General features: G+C 59.2%; 22 protein-coding genes and 1 tRNA gene. 14 read left to right on the top strand and 9 right to left on the bottom strand.

Going from position 1 to position 19,132, the window contains the following annotated elements; genetic code table 11:
* Positions 1 to 314: 314 nt before the first annotated feature.
* The 7 genes from AC1Q6J_RS15195 (at position 315) to AC1Q6J_RS15225 (ending at position 6,539) form a co-directional block, all read left to right on the top strand.
* Positions 315 to 1,967: an FAD-binding oxidoreductase gene (locus AC1Q6J_RS15195; protein WP_006018762.1), complete on the top strand. Its 1,653-nt coding sequence runs from the start codon at positions 315 to 317 to the stop codon at positions 1,965 to 1,967.
* A gap of 12 nt (positions 1,968 to 1,979) precedes the next feature.
* The gene (locus AC1Q6J_RS15200) at positions 1,980 to 2,660 is read left to right on the top strand and encodes a glutathione S-transferase N-terminal domain-containing protein (protein WP_006018763.1); all 681 of its coding nucleotides are present in this window, start codon (positions 1,980 to 1,982) and stop codon (positions 2,658 to 2,660) included.
* Between the two features lie 35 nt (positions 2,661 to 2,695).
* Entirely contained in the window at positions 2,696 to 3,037 is a 342-nt protein-coding gene (locus AC1Q6J_RS15205; RefSeq protein ID WP_006018764.1) for a non-heme iron oxygenase ferredoxin subunit, read from the top strand.
* Between the two features lie 184 nt (positions 3,038 to 3,221).
* Positions 3,222 to 4,556 (top strand): aromatic ring-hydroxylating oxygenase subunit alpha, encoded by a 1,335-nt coding sequence (locus AC1Q6J_RS15210; protein ID WP_237863165.1) that lies wholly within the window; start codon positions 3,222 to 3,224, stop codon positions 4,554 to 4,556.
* A 9-nt stretch (positions 4,557 to 4,565) separates the two neighbouring features.
* Positions 4,566 to 5,066, top strand: a complete 501-nt coding sequence (locus AC1Q6J_RS15215) for an aromatic-ring-hydroxylating dioxygenase subunit beta (RefSeq protein WP_006018766.1) — start codon at positions 4,566 to 4,568, stop codon at positions 5,064 to 5,066.
* 146 nt (positions 5,067 to 5,212) lie between these two features.
* Positions 5,213 to 6,394, top strand: coding sequence for an NAD(P)/FAD-dependent oxidoreductase (locus tag AC1Q6J_RS15220; protein ID WP_006018767.1), 1,182 nt, complete (start codon positions 5,213 to 5,215; stop codon positions 6,392 to 6,394).
* A gap of 76 nt (positions 6,395 to 6,470) precedes the next feature.
* Positions 6,471 to 6,539 carry a DUF2274 domain-containing protein gene (locus AC1Q6J_RS15225; RefSeq protein WP_244438006.1) on the top strand — a complete coding sequence of 23 codons (69 nt, stop codon included), beginning with the start codon at positions 6,471 to 6,473 and terminating at the stop codon, positions 6,537 to 6,539.
* Between the two features lie 313 nt (positions 6,540 to 6,852).
* Here the strand turns inward: AC1Q6J_RS15225 and AC1Q6J_RS15230 are convergent, their stop codons facing one another.
* Genes AC1Q6J_RS15230 through AC1Q6J_RS15245 form a run of 4 tightly spaced genes read right to left on the bottom strand, consistent with a single transcriptional unit; the run spans position 6,853 to position 9,772 of the window.
* On the bottom strand, positions 6,853 to 7,284 hold the full coding sequence (locus AC1Q6J_RS15230; RefSeq protein WP_006018768.1) for a type II CBASS E2 protein: 432 nt from the start codon (positions 7,282 to 7,284) through the stop codon (positions 6,853 to 6,855).
* A 45-nt stretch (positions 7,285 to 7,329) separates the two neighbouring features.
* On the bottom strand, positions 7,330 to 8,529 hold the full coding sequence (locus AC1Q6J_RS15235) for a nucleotidyltransferase domain-containing protein (RefSeq protein ID WP_006018769.1): 1,200 nt from the start codon (positions 8,527 to 8,529) through the stop codon (positions 7,330 to 7,332).
* Positions 8,526 to 9,542: a CBASS cGAMP-activated phospholipase gene (locus tag AC1Q6J_RS15240; protein WP_006018770.1), complete on the bottom strand. Its 1,017-nt coding sequence runs from the start codon at positions 9,540 to 9,542 to the stop codon at positions 8,526 to 8,528. Before AC1Q6J_RS15240 ends, AC1Q6J_RS15235 begins: the two co-directional genes overlap by 4 nt.
* 5 nt (positions 9,543 to 9,547) lie before the next feature.
* Positions 9,548 to 9,772, bottom strand: coding sequence for a DUF2188 domain-containing protein (locus AC1Q6J_RS15245; RefSeq protein WP_006018771.1), 225 nt, complete (start codon positions 9,770 to 9,772; stop codon positions 9,548 to 9,550).
* Between the two features lie 134 nt (positions 9,773 to 9,906).
* On the opposite strand from AC1Q6J_RS15245, the gene AC1Q6J_RS15250 reads away from it, so the two are divergent.
* Complete coding sequence (locus AC1Q6J_RS15250; protein WP_013500416.1) at positions 9,907 to 10,221, top strand: helix-turn-helix domain-containing protein; 315 nt, start codon at positions 9,907 to 9,909, stop codon at positions 10,219 to 10,221.
* A gap of 31 nt (positions 10,222 to 10,252) precedes the next feature.
* The gene (locus AC1Q6J_RS15255) at positions 10,253 to 11,113 is read left to right on the top strand and encodes an ImmA/IrrE family metallo-endopeptidase (RefSeq protein ID WP_492280157.1); all 861 of its coding nucleotides are present in this window, start codon (positions 10,253 to 10,255) and stop codon (positions 11,111 to 11,113) included.
* Positions 11,114 to 11,558: 445 nt separating this feature from the next.
* Here AC1Q6J_RS15255 and AC1Q6J_RS15260 read toward each other — a convergent pair whose 3' ends face one another.
* Positions 11,559 to 12,929: a tyrosine-type recombinase/integrase gene (locus tag AC1Q6J_RS15260; RefSeq protein ID WP_006018774.1), complete on the bottom strand. Its 1,371-nt coding sequence runs from the start codon at positions 12,927 to 12,929 to the stop codon at positions 11,559 to 11,561.
* A 211-nt stretch (positions 12,930 to 13,140) separates the two neighbouring features.
* Positions 13,141 to 13,225, bottom strand: a tRNA-Leu gene (locus AC1Q6J_RS15265).
* 144 nt (positions 13,226 to 13,369) lie between these two features.
* Here AC1Q6J_RS15265 and AC1Q6J_RS15270 point away from each other — a divergent pair.
* Positions 13,370 to 13,915, top strand: a complete 546-nt coding sequence (locus AC1Q6J_RS15270) for a disulfide bond formation protein B (protein WP_492280064.1) — start codon at positions 13,370 to 13,372, stop codon at positions 13,913 to 13,915.
* A 3-nt stretch (positions 13,916 to 13,918) separates the two neighbouring features.
* On the opposite strand, the gene AC1Q6J_RS15275 is transcribed toward AC1Q6J_RS15270, so the two are convergent.
* Complete coding sequence (locus AC1Q6J_RS15275; protein ID WP_492280065.1) at positions 13,919 to 15,010, bottom strand: AbrB family transcriptional regulator; 1,092 nt, start codon at positions 15,008 to 15,010, stop codon at positions 13,919 to 13,921.
* Positions 15,011 to 15,165: 155 nt separating this feature from the next.
* Complete coding sequence (locus AC1Q6J_RS15280; RefSeq protein ID WP_492280066.1) at positions 15,166 to 15,450, bottom strand: PsiF family protein; 285 nt, start codon at positions 15,448 to 15,450, stop codon at positions 15,166 to 15,168.
* Positions 15,451 to 15,638: 188 nt separating this feature from the next.
* Here AC1Q6J_RS15280 and AC1Q6J_RS15285 point away from each other — a divergent pair, with 188 nt between their 5' ends.
* The 4 genes from AC1Q6J_RS15285 (at position 15,639) to AC1Q6J_RS15300 (ending at position 18,182) form a co-directional block, all read left to right on the top strand.
* A complete protein-coding gene (locus tag AC1Q6J_RS15285) occupies positions 15,639 to 16,127 on the top strand; it encodes a hypothetical protein (RefSeq protein WP_492280067.1) in 489 nt (162 codons plus the stop codon).
* 73 nt (positions 16,128 to 16,200) lie between these two features.
* On the top strand, positions 16,201 to 16,995 hold the full coding sequence (locus tag AC1Q6J_RS15290; protein ID WP_492280068.1) for an LssY C-terminal domain-containing protein: 795 nt from the start codon (positions 16,201 to 16,203) through the stop codon (positions 16,993 to 16,995).
* Positions 16,996 to 17,076: 81 nt separating this feature from the next.
* A complete protein-coding gene (locus tag AC1Q6J_RS15295) occupies positions 17,077 to 17,463 on the top strand; it encodes a CidA/LrgA family protein (protein WP_492280069.1) in 387 nt (128 codons plus the stop codon).
* The gene (locus tag AC1Q6J_RS15300; protein WP_492280070.1) at positions 17,460 to 18,182 is read left to right on the top strand and encodes an LrgB family protein; all 723 of its coding nucleotides are present in this window, start codon (positions 17,460 to 17,462) and stop codon (positions 18,180 to 18,182) included. Before AC1Q6J_RS15295 ends, AC1Q6J_RS15300 begins: the two co-directional genes overlap by 4 nt.
* A 37-nt stretch (positions 18,183 to 18,219) precedes the next feature.
* On the opposite strand, the gene AC1Q6J_RS15305 is transcribed toward AC1Q6J_RS15300, so the two are convergent.
* Entirely contained in the window at positions 18,220 to 19,038 is an 819-nt protein-coding gene (locus AC1Q6J_RS15305) for an SDR family NAD(P)-dependent oxidoreductase (RefSeq protein ID WP_492280071.1), read from the bottom strand.
* Positions 19,039 to 19,132: the final 94 nt, after the last annotated feature.

Raw genomic sequence — 19,132 nt, forward strand, 5'->3', positions numbered from 1 at the left:
ACGCTCTTGTCCCTCTCTATGTGAAAAAGGCCGCTGAACGCCCGCTCATCAAAAAATGAGGTGAGTTCTCTATTTGCAGATCAGTTGCAATCTGGCACATCCAATCTGGTCATACCATTCAAGCGTGCTCTTGGCGGCGGTGTCAAGGCGAATGTTGTCGCGGTGGCGTAGCTCCGGGGTGCTTATCTACTCCGAGAACCATTGACCGACCGAATTGGATATGCCAATTTGGTCGAACCAGATCGCGATGTCTACCAAAACGCATGCGCACCTGGATGGTTGATTTACGTCGAAAATCTCGAAGGAGAAGCGCTGTGGCGAAGGAAAAGAGTGGCTACTACGGCCAGCGAAGGAAGTTCTGGTCGTGGGGATATGAAGGTGAAGCTAATTCCAAGGACGAAATCCGAACCATGCGAGACCGCGTGGAGCAGCGGCTTGGAATTAAAGACATCGAAATTCTGTCAGACCCGACTCTGGACGAGATTGAACTTTATGCGTCGCGCATAAAGATCCCGCGAACGCTGGAGGATTTCTGTACCTCGGAAAAATGGGACAGAATTGTTCATACGTACGGTAAGGGTTTCAAGGACATGACCCTTATCTACCGGCGCGATTTCAAGAAGGCTCCGGACGTCGTGGCCTATCCGCGCGACGAAGAAGACATCGCTGCCATCTTCGACTGGTGCGGGGAAAATAGTTATGCATGCATCCCGTATGGCGGCGGATCGAGCGTCACCGGCGGCTTCTGGGGTCCCGAGCGCGACGCCTTTCCCGGGGTCGTCGTAATCGACTTGGGCAACCTCAACAAGATTCTCGAAGTCGACCCCGTGTCGCGCTGCGCGCGGATCCAGGCGGGCATTCTCGGTCCGGCTCTGGAAGAACAACTGAAGCCGCATGGCCTCACCTTGCGCCATATTCCGCAATCGTGGGAATTCTCATCGCTGGGCGGTTGGATCGCAACCCGCTCGTCCGGTCACTATGCGACCCATCTCACGCATATTGACGACATGGTGGAAAGCCTGCGCGTGGTCACCCCGGCGGGAACGATCCAGAACCGCCGCCTGCCAGGCTCGGGTGCGGGACCCAATCCGGATCGGCTGTTCATCGGGTCTGAGGGCTCGCTGGGCATCATCACCGATGCATGGATGCGTCTACAGGGGCGTGTGAAATTCCGTGCGAATGCGTCGATCTCCTTCAAGACGTTCTATCAGGGTGCCAAGGCCGTCCGTCAGATCACCCAAGCAGGACTGTTCCCGGCGAACTGTCGCTATCTGGACGAGCAGGACGCCAAATTCTACGGCGCTGGAGACGGCACCGATTCGGTCCTGTTGCTGGGCTTCGAATCCGCCGACCATCCGGTGGACGCGTGGCTGGAGCGTAGTCTCGAAATCTGCAAGGACTTCGGTGGCGTCGTGAAGCAACAGGCGGGAACTGCGGACAACGCGCTGGAGACCAGCCGTAGCGGGCCGCAGGGTAACTGGCGGCACCAGTTCAGATATCTGCCCCGGTTGATGCATACGCGCGCAGCGATGGGAATCGTCAGCTTCACGTTCGAAACTGCCTACACTTGGGATCGGTTCGAAGAAGTCGATACCGAGATCATGCGTCGCATCCGGAAGGCCCAGAAGGAAAATCTTGGCGGCGGCATCGTCTGCCGCAGGTTCTCCTTCCTGTATCCGGACGGCCCGGCTCCTTACTATTCGATCATGGCTCCTTCGACGCACGCCAACAGCCTTGAAGCCTATAAGATGCTCCACGACGTTGCGTCGGACGCGCTAATCGAACTCGGCGCAACCATCACGCACCACCATGCTGTCGGAAAATCGTTCCGTCCTTGGTACGACAAGGAAGTCGATCCGTTGTTCCGCCGTGTGCTGGCAGCCGCCAAGACCGAACTGGACCCGAAGTGGATGTTGAACCCTGGGCTGATCGTTGACAAGCCAGCAGGGCTCAAGATCGTCGGATAGGAGTCCTCTGCGATGATTGATCTATACTTCTGGCCAACCCCGAACGGGTATAAAGCAGCCATAATGCTGGCAGAGTTGGACTTGGAGTATCGTGTAGTTCCGGTTGATATAACGGCAGGTGAGCAGTTTCATCCGGAATTTCTGAAGATCAATCCAAATAACAAAGTGCCGGCCATCGTGGATCACGATGGCCCGCACAACAAGCCATATGCAGTTTTTGAATCCGCGGTCGTTCTTATCTATCTCGCGGAAAAGTCCGGTAGATTTCTCTCTCAGGATCCTGAAAAGCGCTACGATACGCTAAAGTGGCTTGTATTTCAGAATACGACGATGGGTCCAATGCTGGGCCAAGCGCACCACTTCATGGTGTATGCGACTGAGAAGATCGATTACGCGATCGAACGTTATGATCGGGAAGTTGGTCGAATATACAACATTCTCGAGAAGCGCCTTGGCGAATTTGAATATCTCGCCGGCGAGTATTCCATCGCTGACATCAGCACATTCCCTTGGGTTCGCACGCGAAAGCTGCATCGACGTGACTTGTCGGAGTACCCGAACATTGATCGATGGTACCAGGCGATCAAAGACCGTCCGGGGGTTAGGGCGGGCATAAATACGTTGTCCGACAGCAAACAATGGGAAGCGAAGCCGGGCACCGAGGCCTGGAAGAATATGTTCGGAAAGAACTGAAGTTCGCAACAATCCAAAAGCGAGCGTCGACTCGAATGACTAACTGGGTAAAAGCCGCTCTTACGAAAGATGTGTCGGATGACAGCATTCAGCAGCTCAATATCAACGGATGCAAAGTTGCGCTCTACCGCTGCGGCGAAGAGTATTTTGCCACGTCTGACGTTTGTACTCATGCCTATGCACTTCTGTCCGACGGTTGGCTCGATGGTTACGAGATCGAGTGCCCGCTTCATGGCGCCCGCTTCGATGTTCGAACGGGCGCGGCGTTGACCTCACCAGCAGAAACGGCCCTGGCAACCTATCCTGTTCGTGTCGCCGGTGATGCTGTGGAAATCGATGTCACCTCGGCACCGTCTAATCCCGACGCGTCAACCTAACTTAACGGCAAGGGGGGCGACGATGTCGCCATTTTGTGTGACGCCCCCATCTCGTCCGAAATAGCCGCTCCGCTTTGCTACAAGAAAAATAGAGGAGGTCGAATTGACCAGCTTCAGGTCGGAAGTACCCAGCCCTGTGAGGCCGAGCGACGGTGGTGTCAGAGGTGGGCCAATCACACCCGAAATGGTTTCGAAGCTGCTGGACGATCGACCCGATGACGGAATATTTCGGGTAGATCGGACGGTGTTCACCGACCAGGATATTTTTGAGCGCGAACTTACTCACGTTTTCGAGGGGACTTGGGTTTTCGTCGGGCTGGAAAGTCAGTTACGCAAGCCGAATGACTTCGTGACGACGTACATCGGGCGCCACCCCGTCCTGATTACAAAGGACGGGACTGGAGAAATTCGATGCTTCTTTAACACCTGTCGCCACCGCGGGGCGATCGTTTGCCCCTTTAAGAAGGGCAATCAGAAATTCCATGTTTGTCGCTATCATGGGTGGTCGTACGATAGTGCCGGCAAGAATGTTTCGATGACCGATGAGAAGGATGGCCAGTATCCGCCGTCCTTTCTTGCGGATGATCATGGCCTCAAGCCTGTTCCCAAGATTGCAAGCTATCGAGGGCTTCTGTTTGCAAGCGTGTCGCCCGACGTGCCGACGCTAGAGGAGCATCTTGGTGACGCGCGCGCGTTTATCGATCTCGTTGTCGATCAGGGCATCGAAGGGCTGGAGTTCGTTGACGGAAACGTAAGCTACACGTTCGACGCCAATTGGAAGCTTCAGTTCGAGAACGGGCTTGATTATTACCACTTCGCTTCAACGCACAGTTCGTATATCGACGTTCTCAAGAAGCGTGAAGTGCGGAGAGGACCGCTAGAAGTAAAGCCGTGGAATCCGACAGAGACCGACCCCGACGCGCAAGGAAGCTTCAGCCTGGCGAGGGGGCACGCGATGATGTGGTCCATTCATGCGTCAAGGGTTTATAAGCTCCGCCCTCTCAATCAGGATGGCAAACTTCTGTCGACGGTTCAGGGGCAGACTCGGGAAGACAAGCTCAAGTGGATGTTTCGTCAGCGCAATCTCACGATTTATCCTAACCTGCAGATCGTTGATATCGGCACGCTGCAGTTGCGGACGTGGCGGCCATTGGCTCCGGACAAGACGGAGATTACGTCTCACTGTCTTGCCCCAGTTGGTGAAAGTGACGAGGCGCGCCGCGTTCGCATCCGTCTGTATGAGGATTTCTTCAATCCGAGCGGTCTTGCGACGTCCGACGACAACGTCATGTACGAGCTTTGCCAGACCGGCTACGGAGCTCGTTTCGCTGGTCCTACGCAGGGGTATGCGCGAGGCTTGAGGCCGAAGTCCGGCGAGGCACTCAACTACTCTTCCGAATTGCAGGTTTCACCTGATCGGTGGACCTATGGAGCGCCCCTGTTCGGCGATGAGACATGCTTTCATTCCGGTTACCGGGAATGGCTGCGCCTTATGACTCGTGATCCCTCGGAAGGCTAGGTTAGCGACATGTCAGAGGATGATTACCTGAAGATTGCTACTCGCGTTCTCTTCACGGAGGCAAGACTTCTGGATCAGAAGAAATTCCGCGATTGGGTCAAGCTCTACGCTGACGATGCGATTTTCTGGGTGCCGGCCTGGAAGGACGAGTACGAGACGACGTCCAATCCGAACCGCGAGCTTTCAATGATATATCATGAGAACTCATATGGGCTGAGTGACCGAATTGACAGGATACAGTCGCGAAAGTCCATCACGGCGATGCCGCTTCCGCGCACGGTTCATTCCTATACGAACATCATGGTCGATGCGGCCTCGACGGATTCGATCGAGGGAAATGCCTGCTTCACGGTTCATACGTACGATCCGCGCGCTTGTAAAAGCCATACCAACTTCGGACGCCTTGAATTTCGGCTGCGCCGTCTTGGAGAGGCTTGGCTGATCGGATTCAAAAAGATTTCCCTTACGAACGATCAAATGGCCACTGCGCTCGATTTCTACAGCGTCTAGCAAGTGCGTCGCAGATGAATATCAGCAGAATCTGCCAACTAGCCTTCGGCTGAAGGTATTGAATGTGAGAGTGCTCGGCGCCTGTCAACGGCGGATAAGGAGGACGGGCGCGCCGAATGTGCCCTTCCCCTACAGGGAGCGCTAAAATGCGTTTTGTGATTGTCGGAGCAGGCCTCGCGGGGCACACAGCCGCCGTGCATCTTCGCGAGTTGGCGCCACAAGCCAAGATCGATATTCTCGGAGACGAACTCGGCCTGCCGTATGATCGCCCGCCGCTGTCCAAAGAAGTCCTTGGCGAGGGCGCACCGCGCTATCTGGCAAACGCGGAGACCTATCATGAGAACGGTATTTCGTATCATCCCGGACAAACCGCGACGCAGATCGATCGAAACCGCTCCGAAATTCTAACCGCTTGCGGAAATGCTTATGCTTACGATCGGCTACTCCTCGCGACCGGATCGCGGGCGAGAAAATTGCCGGATAGCGTCGGGCAAAGCTCGAAAATTCTCTATCTGCGAACGCTTGAAGACGCGGTTCGCTTGAAATCCGTGCTTCGGGAATCGCGTCGAATTGCTGTGATCGGCGGCGGGTTCATTGGGTTAGAGGTTGCTGCCGCCGCTCGAGCGATGGCCTGCGAGGTTTTTCTGTTTGAGATGACGGATCGGATACTATCTCGCGGCATGCCTGCTATCCTGAGCCGTTGGGCTGAGAAATTGCATCGCCTGAACGGAGTCCAGTTCGAATTTGGCTCAAAGATCGATTCAATTCATCATCAGGATGATGGTTCGTTGCGATTGCGCTGGAATGCATTCGCAGATGTCGACGCAGTCGTTGTCGGGATCGGGGTTCAACCCAACACCCAACTTGCATCGGACGCGGGGCTGGACGTCGATGATGGTATTGTCGTGGATGATCGCTGCCAGACATCTGATCCGGCGATCTTCGCTGCGGGAGAGGTGACGTCACACCCCGTCTTAGGCGGCGCGTTTCGTCAGCGACTTGAGTCCTGGAAGGTGGCCTCGGGCCAATCGCTGGTCGCGGCGAAATCCATGGCAGGGATTGACTCGCATTATGCGGAGCCGCCGTGGCTATGGTCGGACCAGTTTGGACACAACATTCAGTCGTTAGGAGTGCTGCAAAATGCTGACCGCAGTGTCGTGCTGGACGATCCTGAAACGAACAATTGGACGGCAATCTTCCTCGATAGTCACGATAAAATTGCCGGCGCAATCGCGGTGAACAACGGCCGTGATATTTCGATGCTAAAGCGTGCCTTGCTTCATGACGGAATCATTCCAGAGAAACTGCTCAATAGAGCCGCCAGATAGCGCTCCTATTACGTGTTCATCATGAGAACCGAGATACCGAGCGATATGCTTGGCTTCGACCAAACTCATTGCGCCTATGTTGGCGCGGTTCATGGCGACGGACAGAAGCTTTTTTGAAGGCTCGCCGAGTGCGTCATTTCGCTAAGCGAGCCGAAGGGTAGCCCTCGGAGAGCATCCTCAGGAAAGAGTCAGAGCGGGGTTCCCATTGTCGGCTCTCCAATAGGCCGAATAGTAAAGCCGGTTTGGGCCCGCGCCATGCGCAGTTTTCGTTGCCTATTCCGAAGCTCTAGCCGGGACCGCGTTCGCAGCCGCGCCTTCCCGATCCGGCTAAGCTGGTCCCGCCGATGTTCAAGTGCGTCATGGCGGCGGATAAGGGGCCGGAAGGCGAGAGGAAGTTGTCAGTTAAGGTAGATAGCATCAAAGCAGAAGGGGACGCCGCATGTATTGTAATATAGCCGTCAGATCCTCGGTTGCCGCGTCGCGCGACGCACCCGTCGACCATAACGCTCGTTATCCGTCGGATCGGGGTGCTTGCCGCCGCCCTTCCAGTCGTCGGAGATCAGCCAGTCCTCGAAATAGTAAAGCCACGTTGTGGCCCAGGGTACGAATGTCTGATCGATCCGCATCGTGCCGGTCCACTCGCGCGTTCCTGGCAACGTGAGGCACAGGCGCAGGGGATCATGATAGACGTGCGGCAGGGGCCGCTCACCCGCCAAAGCCGAAAGCTCGGGGTCCGTGACGAAGACGCTTGGTGTTTCGCCCCGCTGAAATGTAATGCGCATGGAGTATTCACGGCTAAGGGGCGTCGGCCTGTCACGATAATCCCAAATAAAGCCAGTCGCGTGCAGCCGGCCTGTCCCCGTACAGATGGGATTGGCGCGCAGAAACATAAACTGCTGCGCGGGCGTCAGGTCTGGGCGGTCACGCGAAAACACCTAGTCACCGAAGAACGTGTTGGAGCGAACCGGCGTCGCATTGGCCGCGCTGGACAGCGTGAGCCCGACCGTCGGCGCGACGTAGAGCTTCTTGGCCGTGCGTGCCTGCGAAATGCTGTCGGTGCGAGCATCGATAACTTTGCGAACGACCGAACTCCCGAGGCTTCCTTCCAAGCTCTTGCCGATAACGTCGATGCCCTGCAAATCCGGAAGGGCCTCGAAGTCCGCCAGTGCCTTCGCATGCCACTCGTAGAAGGCGGCGGCGCGAGCCGGCTCAGTATTCCAGCGCTCGGCGAAGTTCTCGCCGACCGTGGTTTCGTTGGCCACCACATAGATCCGCCGACCATTGACGACCGGCTTATCGATGAAGTGTGGCATCAACCGAATGGTCGCGATCAGAACGTCAAGTTCGGAATCGAAAACAAAGCTCTTGACGCAATACTCATACGACTGTGCCGCGAGCGTGGTGATGATGATGGAGATCGGTGCGATCTCCTCGACGACTTCCAGGAAATGCACATCACGATGCCGCTTGAGGATCTGCACCGTCCGCCGCAGGATGCCTTTGGCGGTGCCATGCACAGGGAAGGGCTCGACGGCCGCACGGTCCTCGGCAGCGAGAGCCTTTTGCATCCGCAAGGTGGGGATTAGGGCTGCCCTGCGTTCAAAGAGCGCCTTGTAGCCTTTCGGATTCGTCGGTTTGAATTCCCGCAGCTTCTTGTCGGGAACCAATTCGCCGCCGTTGGCGCATTTGGCATTGTTGATCGTCGGCGAGATGTCGAGATGATATTCGCGTGCGTAGTTCAAGCGCCAGCAGCGCTTCTTCTCTTCGAGCATGGCAGCGTAGCGCGCGTTCTCCTTCAGGCGATCGCCGACAATGCGTTTCAACTCTGCCGGTGGCCGGTCAGCGGTAAAGCGCAGCACCTTGCAGATGAGATCGACGTCGAAATCTTCGCGCCCGATCGGTTTGACCGTCGTGCCGAGGCCGGTCGAGCCGTGAGCATAAATATCGATCCACTTCAGAAGAGGGTTGTCCGACCCGGAGAGCCATTCCGCGACAGCCTCGTAGCTCGTCCGCGCAGCCTCAAGCTGAGCAGCGGTCAACTCCAGCGCTTGGCAAATCTGATCGAGGAGCGAGTAAACCTCGGCTTTGCGCAAAAGCAGATGCGTCTGGGGAGGCGCCGTGAACATCTGATTCATGGCTCAATTCCTTTCACGGTGTAGATAGGTTTGAACGATTCGGCAGTTTCCGTCAGAAAAACGGGTTCAATGCGAGGACGCTCCTTACGAGCTGATGAGGCGCCCATGCCTTTGAGTTGCGCGATCTTGCGCGTGTCATCGAGATTGAAGAAATCCTTCGGCACATCCGGGCAGCACCGGAAAATCGCCTCACGTTCGTATTGATGGCCGGTAAGCAACTTCGCCATACCAAGCGCGCCATGCGACTGGCCGTCCATGAACAGGCGGGTCACATCCTTTGCGAGACCGCCCCAACCAGGCGCCTCGCCGATCATGTAGACCTCGTTGACGCAGCCCAGGCTCAGCACTCGCAGACTGCTGGCCGGCCAGTCGAGCAAAGTGACGGCCTCGACCACCGCCAACGCGATCGGGTTGTTGGCCCATACGCCGCCGTCGAGCAGACCGACATCCTCGGCGGTCCGGTGGCGCTTGTAGTAGGTGGGCGCGGCGGCCGTCGCCATCGCGGCATCGACGGCGAGGCGCTTGTAATCGGTCTTGAGGCGGGGATGATGCGCTGTCTTGAAAATATAGACACCGCGATGGTCGGCATCCCATGCGGGAATCACCAGTCGCGTTCTCGCATCCCCAATGCGCCTGCTGCCGAGAACTGTAGAGAGTTCGCTCCGCAGCAGATCAGCGTCATGCTTCGGGGTGACGATGTGCTTGAGGCGACGCCACGCGTCGCCGGCGAAGCTCGCCAGAGCGCCGCCCGACTGTCCAAAAATGTGTGGGCCGCGACGGACATAGAGGTCAAGGAGATCACGCGCGGGAAGACCCATCGCCAATCCGATCGCCAGAATGCCGCCCGTGGACGTTCCTGCGATCAGATCGAAATACTCTCCGATGGGCCGGTCGAGATCCTCTTCCAGAGACGTAAGAAAGGACGCCGGCTGCGTTCCCATGATGCCGCCGCCGTCAATCGAGAGAATTCGACGAATCGGCGGTTTATCTGAAGGAACTGCAACCTGCGTCATGTCGCTTAGCCCTTCGGAGGATAGGGATCGTGCCCGTAGGAATTCTTGTCGCGAATCCGACCGTCCGGCCGATGAATGACGACTTCGCTCTGCTGGTTGATCGCGATCTCCCGTGCAGCCCGTTCGGCATCTCCCTGGGTCGGATGGATCGAGGTTGCCCTCTCATTCCTTTCGCCACGCACGGCCCATTCGTCACCGTGCGGAACGACATGCTGATTCTTGCCTGCCATGCTCACAACTCCTGATTCCTTGACCTGATTCGCAAATCGTAATAAGTAGCTATACGCTCTGTCATAGCCTGAGCCGAAGAAATAGCCCCGCGGGGCTGTCGACGATCTAGACATGGAACTCTATACGATCTGTCATGGCCGAGTCAAGCGCACCAAAAGACTTCGCCTCTCGCCTGCGCAAAACGCGCGAAACGCGGGAGCTAAGCCAATCCGAACTGGCCAGGGAAGCCGGCATGCAACCTTCGGCCATCGCCCATTTTGAGGCTGGGCGCCGCAAGCCGTCGTTCGACAACGTGCGAGCGCTCGCGAAGGCGCTGAAGGTCTCGGCCGACTACCTACTCGGGGCGCAAGCCGCGACGACCGCCTTTCGCGACGAAGACAAGCTGAGCGCAAAAGATCGACTTTTTATTCAGAACATCATCGACACAATGATTAAGGACAAGAAATAGGGGGCGAAACATGGCGGGCTTTCGGTTGAAGATGGCAACCCAGCACGGCGAAAAGGTCGCTGAGGAATTTGGCTTCAATCAGTTTCCAGTTAGACCTCGAGAGATCGCCAAGGCCAGGGATATTGTCATCCAGGCGAAACCAGCCGAAGTGACGGGCGTGTCCGGCGCGATCATCTTCGCCGGTGATTCGGCCACCATCATCTACTCCACCGAGCACGGCAACGAAGGCTTCGAGAATTTCTCCATTGGCCATGAGCTGGGGCATTGGTTCCTGCCGGGCCATCCCGAGGAGATTATCAAGGCCGGCGGCGCGCACATGTCCCGCGCCAATTTTACACAGAATACGTCGATCGAGCTGGAGGCTGACCACTTCGCCAGCGGCCTTCTCTTGCCGTCCAATCTCACACGCAACCTGCTCTCCAATTATCAGATCGGCCTCGACGGCATTCTCAAGCTGGCTGAGAAGGCCCATTGTTCGATCACGGCTGCCGCGATTCGGGCCGCGGAGTGCGGCAGCTATCCGATGGCGATCATCGTCAGCAAGGGCAACGAGATCGCATATGCGTTTACCTCGGAGTCTTTCAAGAATCTCGGCAAGCTAGCGTTCTTGCGAAAAGGCGCTCCTTTGCCCGACGGAGCGACGCAGAGGTTCAACGCGGATGCGGCGAATGTCCTTCGCGCCGAACGCGCCGTTGGTGAAACCGACTTGGCGACATGGTTCGACGGCCCGGGTCGGATCACTCTTGATGAAGAGATCATCGGCCTTGGCAAATACGGCTACACCTTGACCGTGTTGACCAGCGAGGGGCTGCCCGAAGCCCCTCTCGATGAGGAGGATGAGGATGCTGAATTGGAGCGAAGCTGGACACCCCGCTTCGCTTATGGCCGGTAGCCACATCCGACATTGGGCCGATTAGCAGGGCCATGCTGCGGGCCGTGGGATTGCCCTCGAACTAATACGGGTGTTGCACCCCCCGCAACCATCCCCTCTTCGAAACAGTATTATGACCCTTCCGGTAATTTCGGCTGCCGGAGATGATATTTCGGACGTGGCCGTAGTCCAGGAAGGTCGAAAATGCTTTATCTTTCAGCGGGGGCTGACTGACACTCTCTCCGTCGCACTGCTTCTCCATTGTATCCGGCCGTTCGAAGCCACGGCAAAGCATTGGATCTAGGCGACAACGGCTGTTGCGGTTATCTCAGGCGGACAAGCGCAACGCGATGCAACGGATGCGAAATCGATCCTTCCAGCACGAGATGCACAAGCGTCGACGATTATCACATGAGCTTTGCGACGGGTTGAATTGGGCAACTTAACAGGCCTGATGATAGGCGACTCAAGCCTGCGCGCCTCCCTTGATCGGCATCACCTTCTTGGGATCGAGCCAGTGGTCGATCCGATCAGCCCAATGCTGCATCAGCTTCGTGCGCGAGCCGATCAGCGCGAGGGGTCCGTGCTTCTTGTAGAGACCTTCCACAGTAGAGTTATCGAGATGTGCGAGCTGCAGCTCGACGACATCGCCATCCCATGCCTTGGCGTCCTTGATCTCTTCGTGGTGAGATAGAGTCGAGAACGTGGTCCGGAATCCGTGGGCACAATGATCAGTCTTGGTATCAATGCCAAGCAGCCGCAAGCGCTTGTTGAGCGTATTGTTTGATAGCGGCGCGTCCTTCGAGCAGGAAAACGCGTACCGGCGATGGCCGGTCAGCTTCTGGACGCTACGCAGGATCGCGAGTGCCTGTCGTGACAAGGGCACAACATGGTCCCAACCGGTCTTCATCTTGGGAGCTGGAACAGTCCAGCGTTTGGCATCCCAATCGACCTCGCCCCATTCCATTTCATTGACCATGCCGGGGCGGGGAATGGTCAGCGCATTGAAGCGCAAGGCAAGGCCAACGACGTCACCAAATCTCGCTCTCGTCCACGGTGCGCTGATAAGTTTGAAGACGCGCGTGACGTCGCGTGGTTCGGTGACACCGGGACGCGGCGTCGAAATGTTGGCAATCATCTGTCCATTCAGGTTGCGGAATGGATTGTAGCCGTCGCCTTCGACGTCGGCATAGTCGCAGATCTGCTCGCCGATGCTGCGCACTCGGTCCCGGGTTTCCAGCCTTCCCTCTGCTTCATATGAACGCATGAAAGCGAGCACGTCGGGACGCTTGATGTCCTGCCTGCACAGCTTGCCGAAGCGAGCCTTGACGTAGCCGACGCGCAGCTCGAGCACCTCGACGGTCTTGGGGTCGCGCACTGCGACGATCCTGCCGCGCTTGACTTTCTCCACCTTCTTCTTGGCGAGCCACTCATCGGCCCATTGCGCGAAAGGCCGGGCGGCGGCCTGCTTGTGCTTGTCGAGCTGCTTCTCGATGCTCGGGTCTTTGCCTTCCTTGAGCAGGTCTTTGGCCTTGTCGCGCTCGCGCCGCGCGTCTGCGAGCGAGAACGTGCCATCCCTGCCGTTGCCGTAGGGGCCGATGGAGTAGGTTTTCTGGCGGCCGTGGAAACGGTAGTCCATCCGCCAGAGCTTGGAGGCAGCGTTGCCGGGCCTGCTCACGTCCGGCGTGACGAAGAGATAGAGCCAGCCGCCGGTCACGTCGGAAATCTTAGCGGGACTCCACGCGCCATTGTCGAATTTCGGTCGGGCGGCGCGGCAGTCGACGTCGGTCTTAATCTGCTTGGGATTGGCGCACGCGCCGTCGTTCTTGCCGCCCATCGGCTCAATTCCTTCATTCGGCAAAGCGAAAGTCGCCGTGAACGTTTGTTCTCCCGATACCAGCAAAAATACCAGCAAATCGGGCGGCTGGGATCGGAGGAGAACAAACGGTGACGAACTAGAACGTACGCGGAAGTGCCTATTTTTCAAGGCTTTCCGAGCACGGTGCGGACGGTTGCGGACGTTTCGGAACGGGCTTGAACAGCCTGGTTGGTGCCCCTGGCCGGAATCGAACCAGCACTCCTTGCGGAACTCGATTTTGAGTCGAGCGCGTCTACCAATTCCGCCACAGGGGCCAACAGACCACCGCCCGAGGGCAGGGTCGTGAAGCGGGCGGAATATAGCTCGCGCGCGGTGGCGGTCAACCGCCTGTGATCGTGACAAACGTCGACAGCGGACGGCGGGCGAGCTAGGACCCATGCCCGGACAGGAGATTTCGCGTGTCAAACGGCATCACGACGGCATCGGGACACATTCGCCACGCTCGCGATGCGATATTTATCGCCAGTGCGGGAATTGCGGCCATTGCAGCCGCGACCATCGCCGGCGCGTGGTTCTTCGAGCTGGTACTCGATATCCGGCCCTGTCCGCTGTGCCTTGAGCAGCGTTATGCCTACTACCTCGCCATCCCGCTGGCGGCGCTGGTCGCGATTGGCGCCTCGCAGGGCGTTTCCCGGGGCCTGCTCGGTGCGGGTCTTATCATTCTCGGGCTCGTGCTGCTCGCCAATGCGGGTCTCGGCGCCTATCACGCCGGTGTCGAATGGGGATTCTGGCAGGGCCCGACCGATTGCAGCGGGCCGATTGTCGATTTCGGCAACACTGGAAATCTGCTGGATAGCCTGAACAAAGTGAAGGTGATCCGCTGCGATGAGGTGCAGTGGCGTTTTCTCGGGCTGTCGCTCGCCGGTTACAATGTGCTGATCTCGCTTGCCATGGCCGCGCTGGCCGCATGGGGAGTAAGCACTGCGCGAAAAATTGCGGGATAATACCTAGTCATCCGCGTCGATCTGCTGACGGCCGAACAGATGAACAATGCCCGGCGTCGCCACCGAGACGAAAACGAACCGCGACAGATGATGGGCGCCGACGAAAATCGGATCGATGTGCAGCGTCAGCGCAAGCGCCAGCATGGCGTCCATCGCCCCCGGCGCGAAGGAGACCACGATGTCGCCAAACCGCGCATGCGTGGTCAGTGCCGCGAGTGCGACAAAAATCGCTGAAATAACGATCGCAACAGTGAATGATCCGATCGCTGCGGCCATATGGCTCAGCAAGGTACGCGCTGAGATTCTTGCAAACCGGGTGCCGATCAGCGCCCCGATCCCGATCAGGGCGGCGGCATAGGCCCAGCCCGGCAAGCCTCCTTCGATCGATCCGGTGCCGTGCAGGATGCTGGAGCCGAGCATGGCGCCGAACATCCAGCTCGCAGGAAACTTTACGAGACGCAGCAGCAGCGATGTCGCCACGCACACCGCGGCGAGGACAGCGAGCGCAAGCGGCGTCGCTGGCGCCGCGTGGATCGGGGAGCCGCCGTGCTGGGCCAGCCCGGCCGCCGCGAGGACCAGCGGCAGCGCCGCCGTCAGAATGATGACGCGCATGGTCTGCACCACGGCGATGCCGGCGACGTCGGCGCGCCGTTCGTTGGCGAGCATGATGATCTGCGACAGCGCGCCGGGGCTGCCCGCGAGCAGGGCGGACGTGCGGTCCCATTTGTGGGCGTGTTGCAGATAGAAGCTGCTGCCGAGCGTGGCGCAGAAGGTGGACGCGGCGAGGATCGCGATGCTGACCGGATAGGTCGCCATATTGGTCAGCATTTGCGGCGACACCATCGAGCCCAGCGACAGGCCGAGCGTCATCAGGATGATATGCGCCATCAGCGGCGGCAGGCCCATGGGGCGCCCCGCGATCGCCGCTGCGCCCACCGCGATCATCGCACCCGAGATCAATCCGCCGGGCAATTCCAGCCATTGAAACAAGGCTCCTCCGGCCAGGCCGATCAGGAGTGTTTCAAACGTATGGAGAATGTTGCGCGAAGTGACGCTGCGAAGAACTCGCGACAGCTTGTGAAGGACGGGCGTCATTGCGGCGGGATTTGAGGAACGGCAACGCCGTTATCACAAATCCGGCCACGCTCCGCAAACGGAGTGCGAGCATGGCTCACGCACTCTCCATGCAAGGCGCGGTGAAGATAGAAGGGGCGGGCCAGCCGGTGGCCGGCTCGCCTTGCGTCGCTGCGCTAGTTGGCCTTGCCAGCGCTTTTCTTGCACTCGGAGCGGAATTTCCTGCGCTCCTTTCCATGCAGTCCCTTGGCATCGGCCCGCTTCGAACATTCGAGGGAAGCCGCGGTGCGTTCGGGCTTCTCCCTGGGTGTTGCCGTCTTGGCAGGCGCGGTTTTGGCCGGCTCCGTCTTGGCCGCTGGCGCCGCCGGAGTGGCTGGCGTTGCGGTCTGCGCGAAGGCGGAGCCGGCAAGCATCAATGAGGCGACGGTGGTGGCAAGGATGCGTGAAGAGAAAGTGATCATGGGTGAAGTCTCGCGTTGCGGATGGGCGCGAGCCTTGGCTCGCGAGGATGAACCGCCGGTGAACGCCGCAGCGCGGAATGACCTTCGCCGGTCATTATTTTTTGATTGCCGTGGGTGATGCGCGTTGAATGCAAATCGGCGTGAGCTAGGATGTGTCGCTTTCGAGATTCCTCATTCAGGAGAGTTCGATGACAATCCGAGCCAATCTGTTCTGTGCGGCGCTGCTGGCTGGTGCAGCAACCTTCGCCGCGATGCCGGCGCAGGCTCTGACCGCCCAGGAATGCAGCGCCAAGTATCAGGCCGCGAAGACCGCGGGAACGCTTGGCGATCAGAAGTGGAATGACTTCCGCAAGGCGCAATGCGGCGCCGATGCGACGCCGGCCGCGGCGACAACCGCGGCCCCCAAGGAATCGCCGAAAGCCGCTGCCGCTCCGAAGGAAGCACCGAAGGCCGCTGAAGCGCCGAAGCCTGCCGCGGCCCCCGCCGCCGCAGGAGCGGCGGTCTTCCCGACCGCCGTTGCGCCAAAGTATTCAAGCGAGACCGCGGGCAAGGCGCGCATGCACACCTGCGTCGACCAATACAACGCCAACAAGGCGACCAATGCGAACGGCGGTCTGAAGTGGATTCAAAAGGGCGGCGGCTACTACAGCGAATGCACCAAGCGGCTGAAAGGCTGAGATCGGTCGAGCGGCTATGGACCAGCCGGGCGTGAGTCCGGCTGGTCCGGCGGGGCGATCGCGGTCGCGCGCCATGAAACGGGCGCTCATCGCGCTTGGTGTGTTTCTCGTTGTCTACGGCGCAATCGCCTATTTGTTATTGCCGTCGTTCTGGCGGCATTACGAACATCAGAAGAAACTCGACGGCCTGCCGATGGTGACAGTCACCGCGCAGGGAATCCCTGCCGATCCGATCAATGTCGGGCTGGTCGGATCGTCGAATGACGTTCTCTGCGCCATGCGCGAGGCAGGATGGTTTCCGGCCGACCCGGTTACATTGCGCTCTTCGCTGGAAATATCGGGCAGCGTGCTGCTGGATAGGCCTTATCCCGATGCGCCGGTCAGTCCGCTGTTTTACGATGGCCGCCGCGAGGATCTCGCGTTTGAGAAGCCCGTCGGCAAGAGCGCCGACCAGCGTCATCACATCCGGTTGTGGATGGTACTCAAGGATGGCGAAGAGAAGCGCCCGGTCTGGCTCGCCGCGGTGACGTTCGATCGAAGCGTCGGATTCAGTCATTATACCGGCGCGATCACGCATCACATCGCGCCGGATGTCGATGCGGAGCGGCAGTTGATCGAAACCGATCTGCAAGCCGCCGGCATGATCGAGGCGCGTTATACCGTCGCGGGGGTAGGGCCAACGCTGCGCGGGCGTAACGGCGGGGGCGATCTTTACTACACCGATGGCGAGGTCTGGGTGCTGCGGCTGGTCGAAGGCTGCATCAAGCGCCACAGGCCGCCTGCTGTTCTTACAGGACCAGCCGCCAACGAACTCAAGGATACGATCTGGAAAAACATTGCGGAGCTTTATCGGCGTTCGCAGCAGTGATGGTGCCTCCATGCTCGTGCTGCGATTGACAGCGGCGAGCCGTCTCGCGTGTTATGCAGCGTATCCGCGTTGGAGCCGTCCATGATCGCCAGCCTGAGTGTCATCCTGATCTGTCAGCTTATTGGCGAGGTGATCGTTCGCGCGTTGCGGGCGCCGGTGCCGGGGCCGGTGGTGGGTCTGGTGCTGCTGTTCGCGGTGCTGATTACGCGCGATCGTTTCCCGGTCATGGCGCGAGGGCCGCTGCGCGACAACGCGGTGGAAGGAACTGCGAAAGGCATGCTGGCGCATCTGTCGCTGCTGTTCGTGCCTGCCGGCGTCGGCGTGGTGCAGCAGCTCGATCTCATCGCGCAGCGCGGTTTTGCGATCTTCGTGATCCTGGCTGCGTCGGTCCTGGTGACGCTGGTTGTCACCGTCGGGACCTTTCTGGTTACCAGCCGCATGATGCGCCGGGGACGTAGCGCATCATGAGCGGCAATCCGTTTTCGTTGTGGGTGTATCTGTCTCAGACGCCGCTGCTGTGGCTGACCGTGACGCTCGTGGTCTACGCGATAGCTGACGCGGCCTCGCTCGCGACCCATCGCAACCCGCTGATGAATCCGGTGCTGCATTCGATCTGGATCGTCGGCATGTTTCTCCACCTGACCGGGACCAGCTACACGGCCTATTTCAGCGGTGCGCAGTTCGTGCATTTCCTGCTCGGCCCCGCGACCGTCGCGCTCGCGGTGCCGCTTTATGAGAACCGCAAGACCGTGATGTCGGCGATTGTCCCGATGCTGATGGCGCTGGTGGTGGGCTGCGTCACGGCGATCGTGTCCGTGGTGTTGTTCGCGGAGGCGGCTGGCTTGCCGCGGGAGATCGTGCTGTCGCTGGCGCCGAAATCGGTGACGGCGGGCGTTGCCATGGGCATCAGCGAAACGCTAGGCGCCAGTCCCGCCATCACGGCGGTCGCAACCGTGCTGACCGGCATCATGGGCGCGATCGTCGTCACCCCGACCATGAACCGGCTGGGCATCACCGACTTTCGGGCGCGGGGTTTCGCGGCGGGGCTCGCCTCGCATGGAATCGGAACGGCGCGGGCCTTTCAGGTCGACGAAGTCGCGGGCGTATTCGCCGGCATCGCGATGGGACTCAATGCACTGGTGACATCGCTGCTGGTACCGGTCGCAGCCACGCTGCTGCTCCGGTGAGAAAGGACCCCCGCCGATGGGCGAGGGCCTTGCCAGGCTAGGCGGAGAGCTTGGCAGCCGCGGTCTTGTAACGGCTCGCCGCGTGCGTTCGCGACAGCTTCGGACCGAGCGCTTTTCTTGCCGCGTCATAGTTTTCCCATTCCTGCACGTCGGGCAGCGACGGGATGGTGACGAGTTCGCCGAGATCGAGACCCGCGAGCGCAGCGTCGACCATTTCGTCCGCCTGCATCACAATGGCTGCTGGAAGATGGGCGACCGGCACGCCCGCGAGATTCCAGAAATTCGTCGCGGTCGCACCCGGCAGCACTGCTTGAACCTTCACGCCGCTGCCGTTGAATTCCTTGTGCAGCGCCTGGGTGAAATTGACGACATAAGCCTTGGTGCCGCTGTAAGTGCCGTTCAGCACGTCTGGATCGAGAGCGACAATCGAGGCGACATTGACGATGGTGCCGTTCTTGCGCGCGACGAAAGCGGGTGCGGCGGCGAGCGCCAGCCTTGTCAGCGCCACGACATTGAGCTGGATCATCGCGTCCATCTGTTCGACATCCGAGGTCAGCAGCGGTCCTGCGGAGCCGATCCCGGCGTTGTTGACCAGAACGGTGATGTTTGCATCGGACTTCAGCCTGTCCTCGACGCGGCGCAAATCTGCCTTCGCGTTGAGGTCGGCGGCCAGAACCTCAACCTTGCGGCCGGTGTCCCTGGCAAGTTTGGCTGCGAGGGTATCGAGCTTCGCCTTGTCGCGCGCCACCAGAACGAGGTCGTATCCGCGCCGGGCCAGCCGGTCTGCGTAAAGGGCTCCGATGCCCGAGGACGCGCCAGTTACGAGGGCCGTGCCTTTGGTCTGTTGCTGAGACATTGTGGTTCGTCCTGTGTTGATCCATTGAGGCCGGCGGTGGCCGACCTTGACGGGACCAGCCTAGAGCGTTACCCGTGTGTCCTAAATGTCATAT

It is taken from the genome of Afipia sp. MLSD5-FHT05B12 (assembly GCF_058793355.1).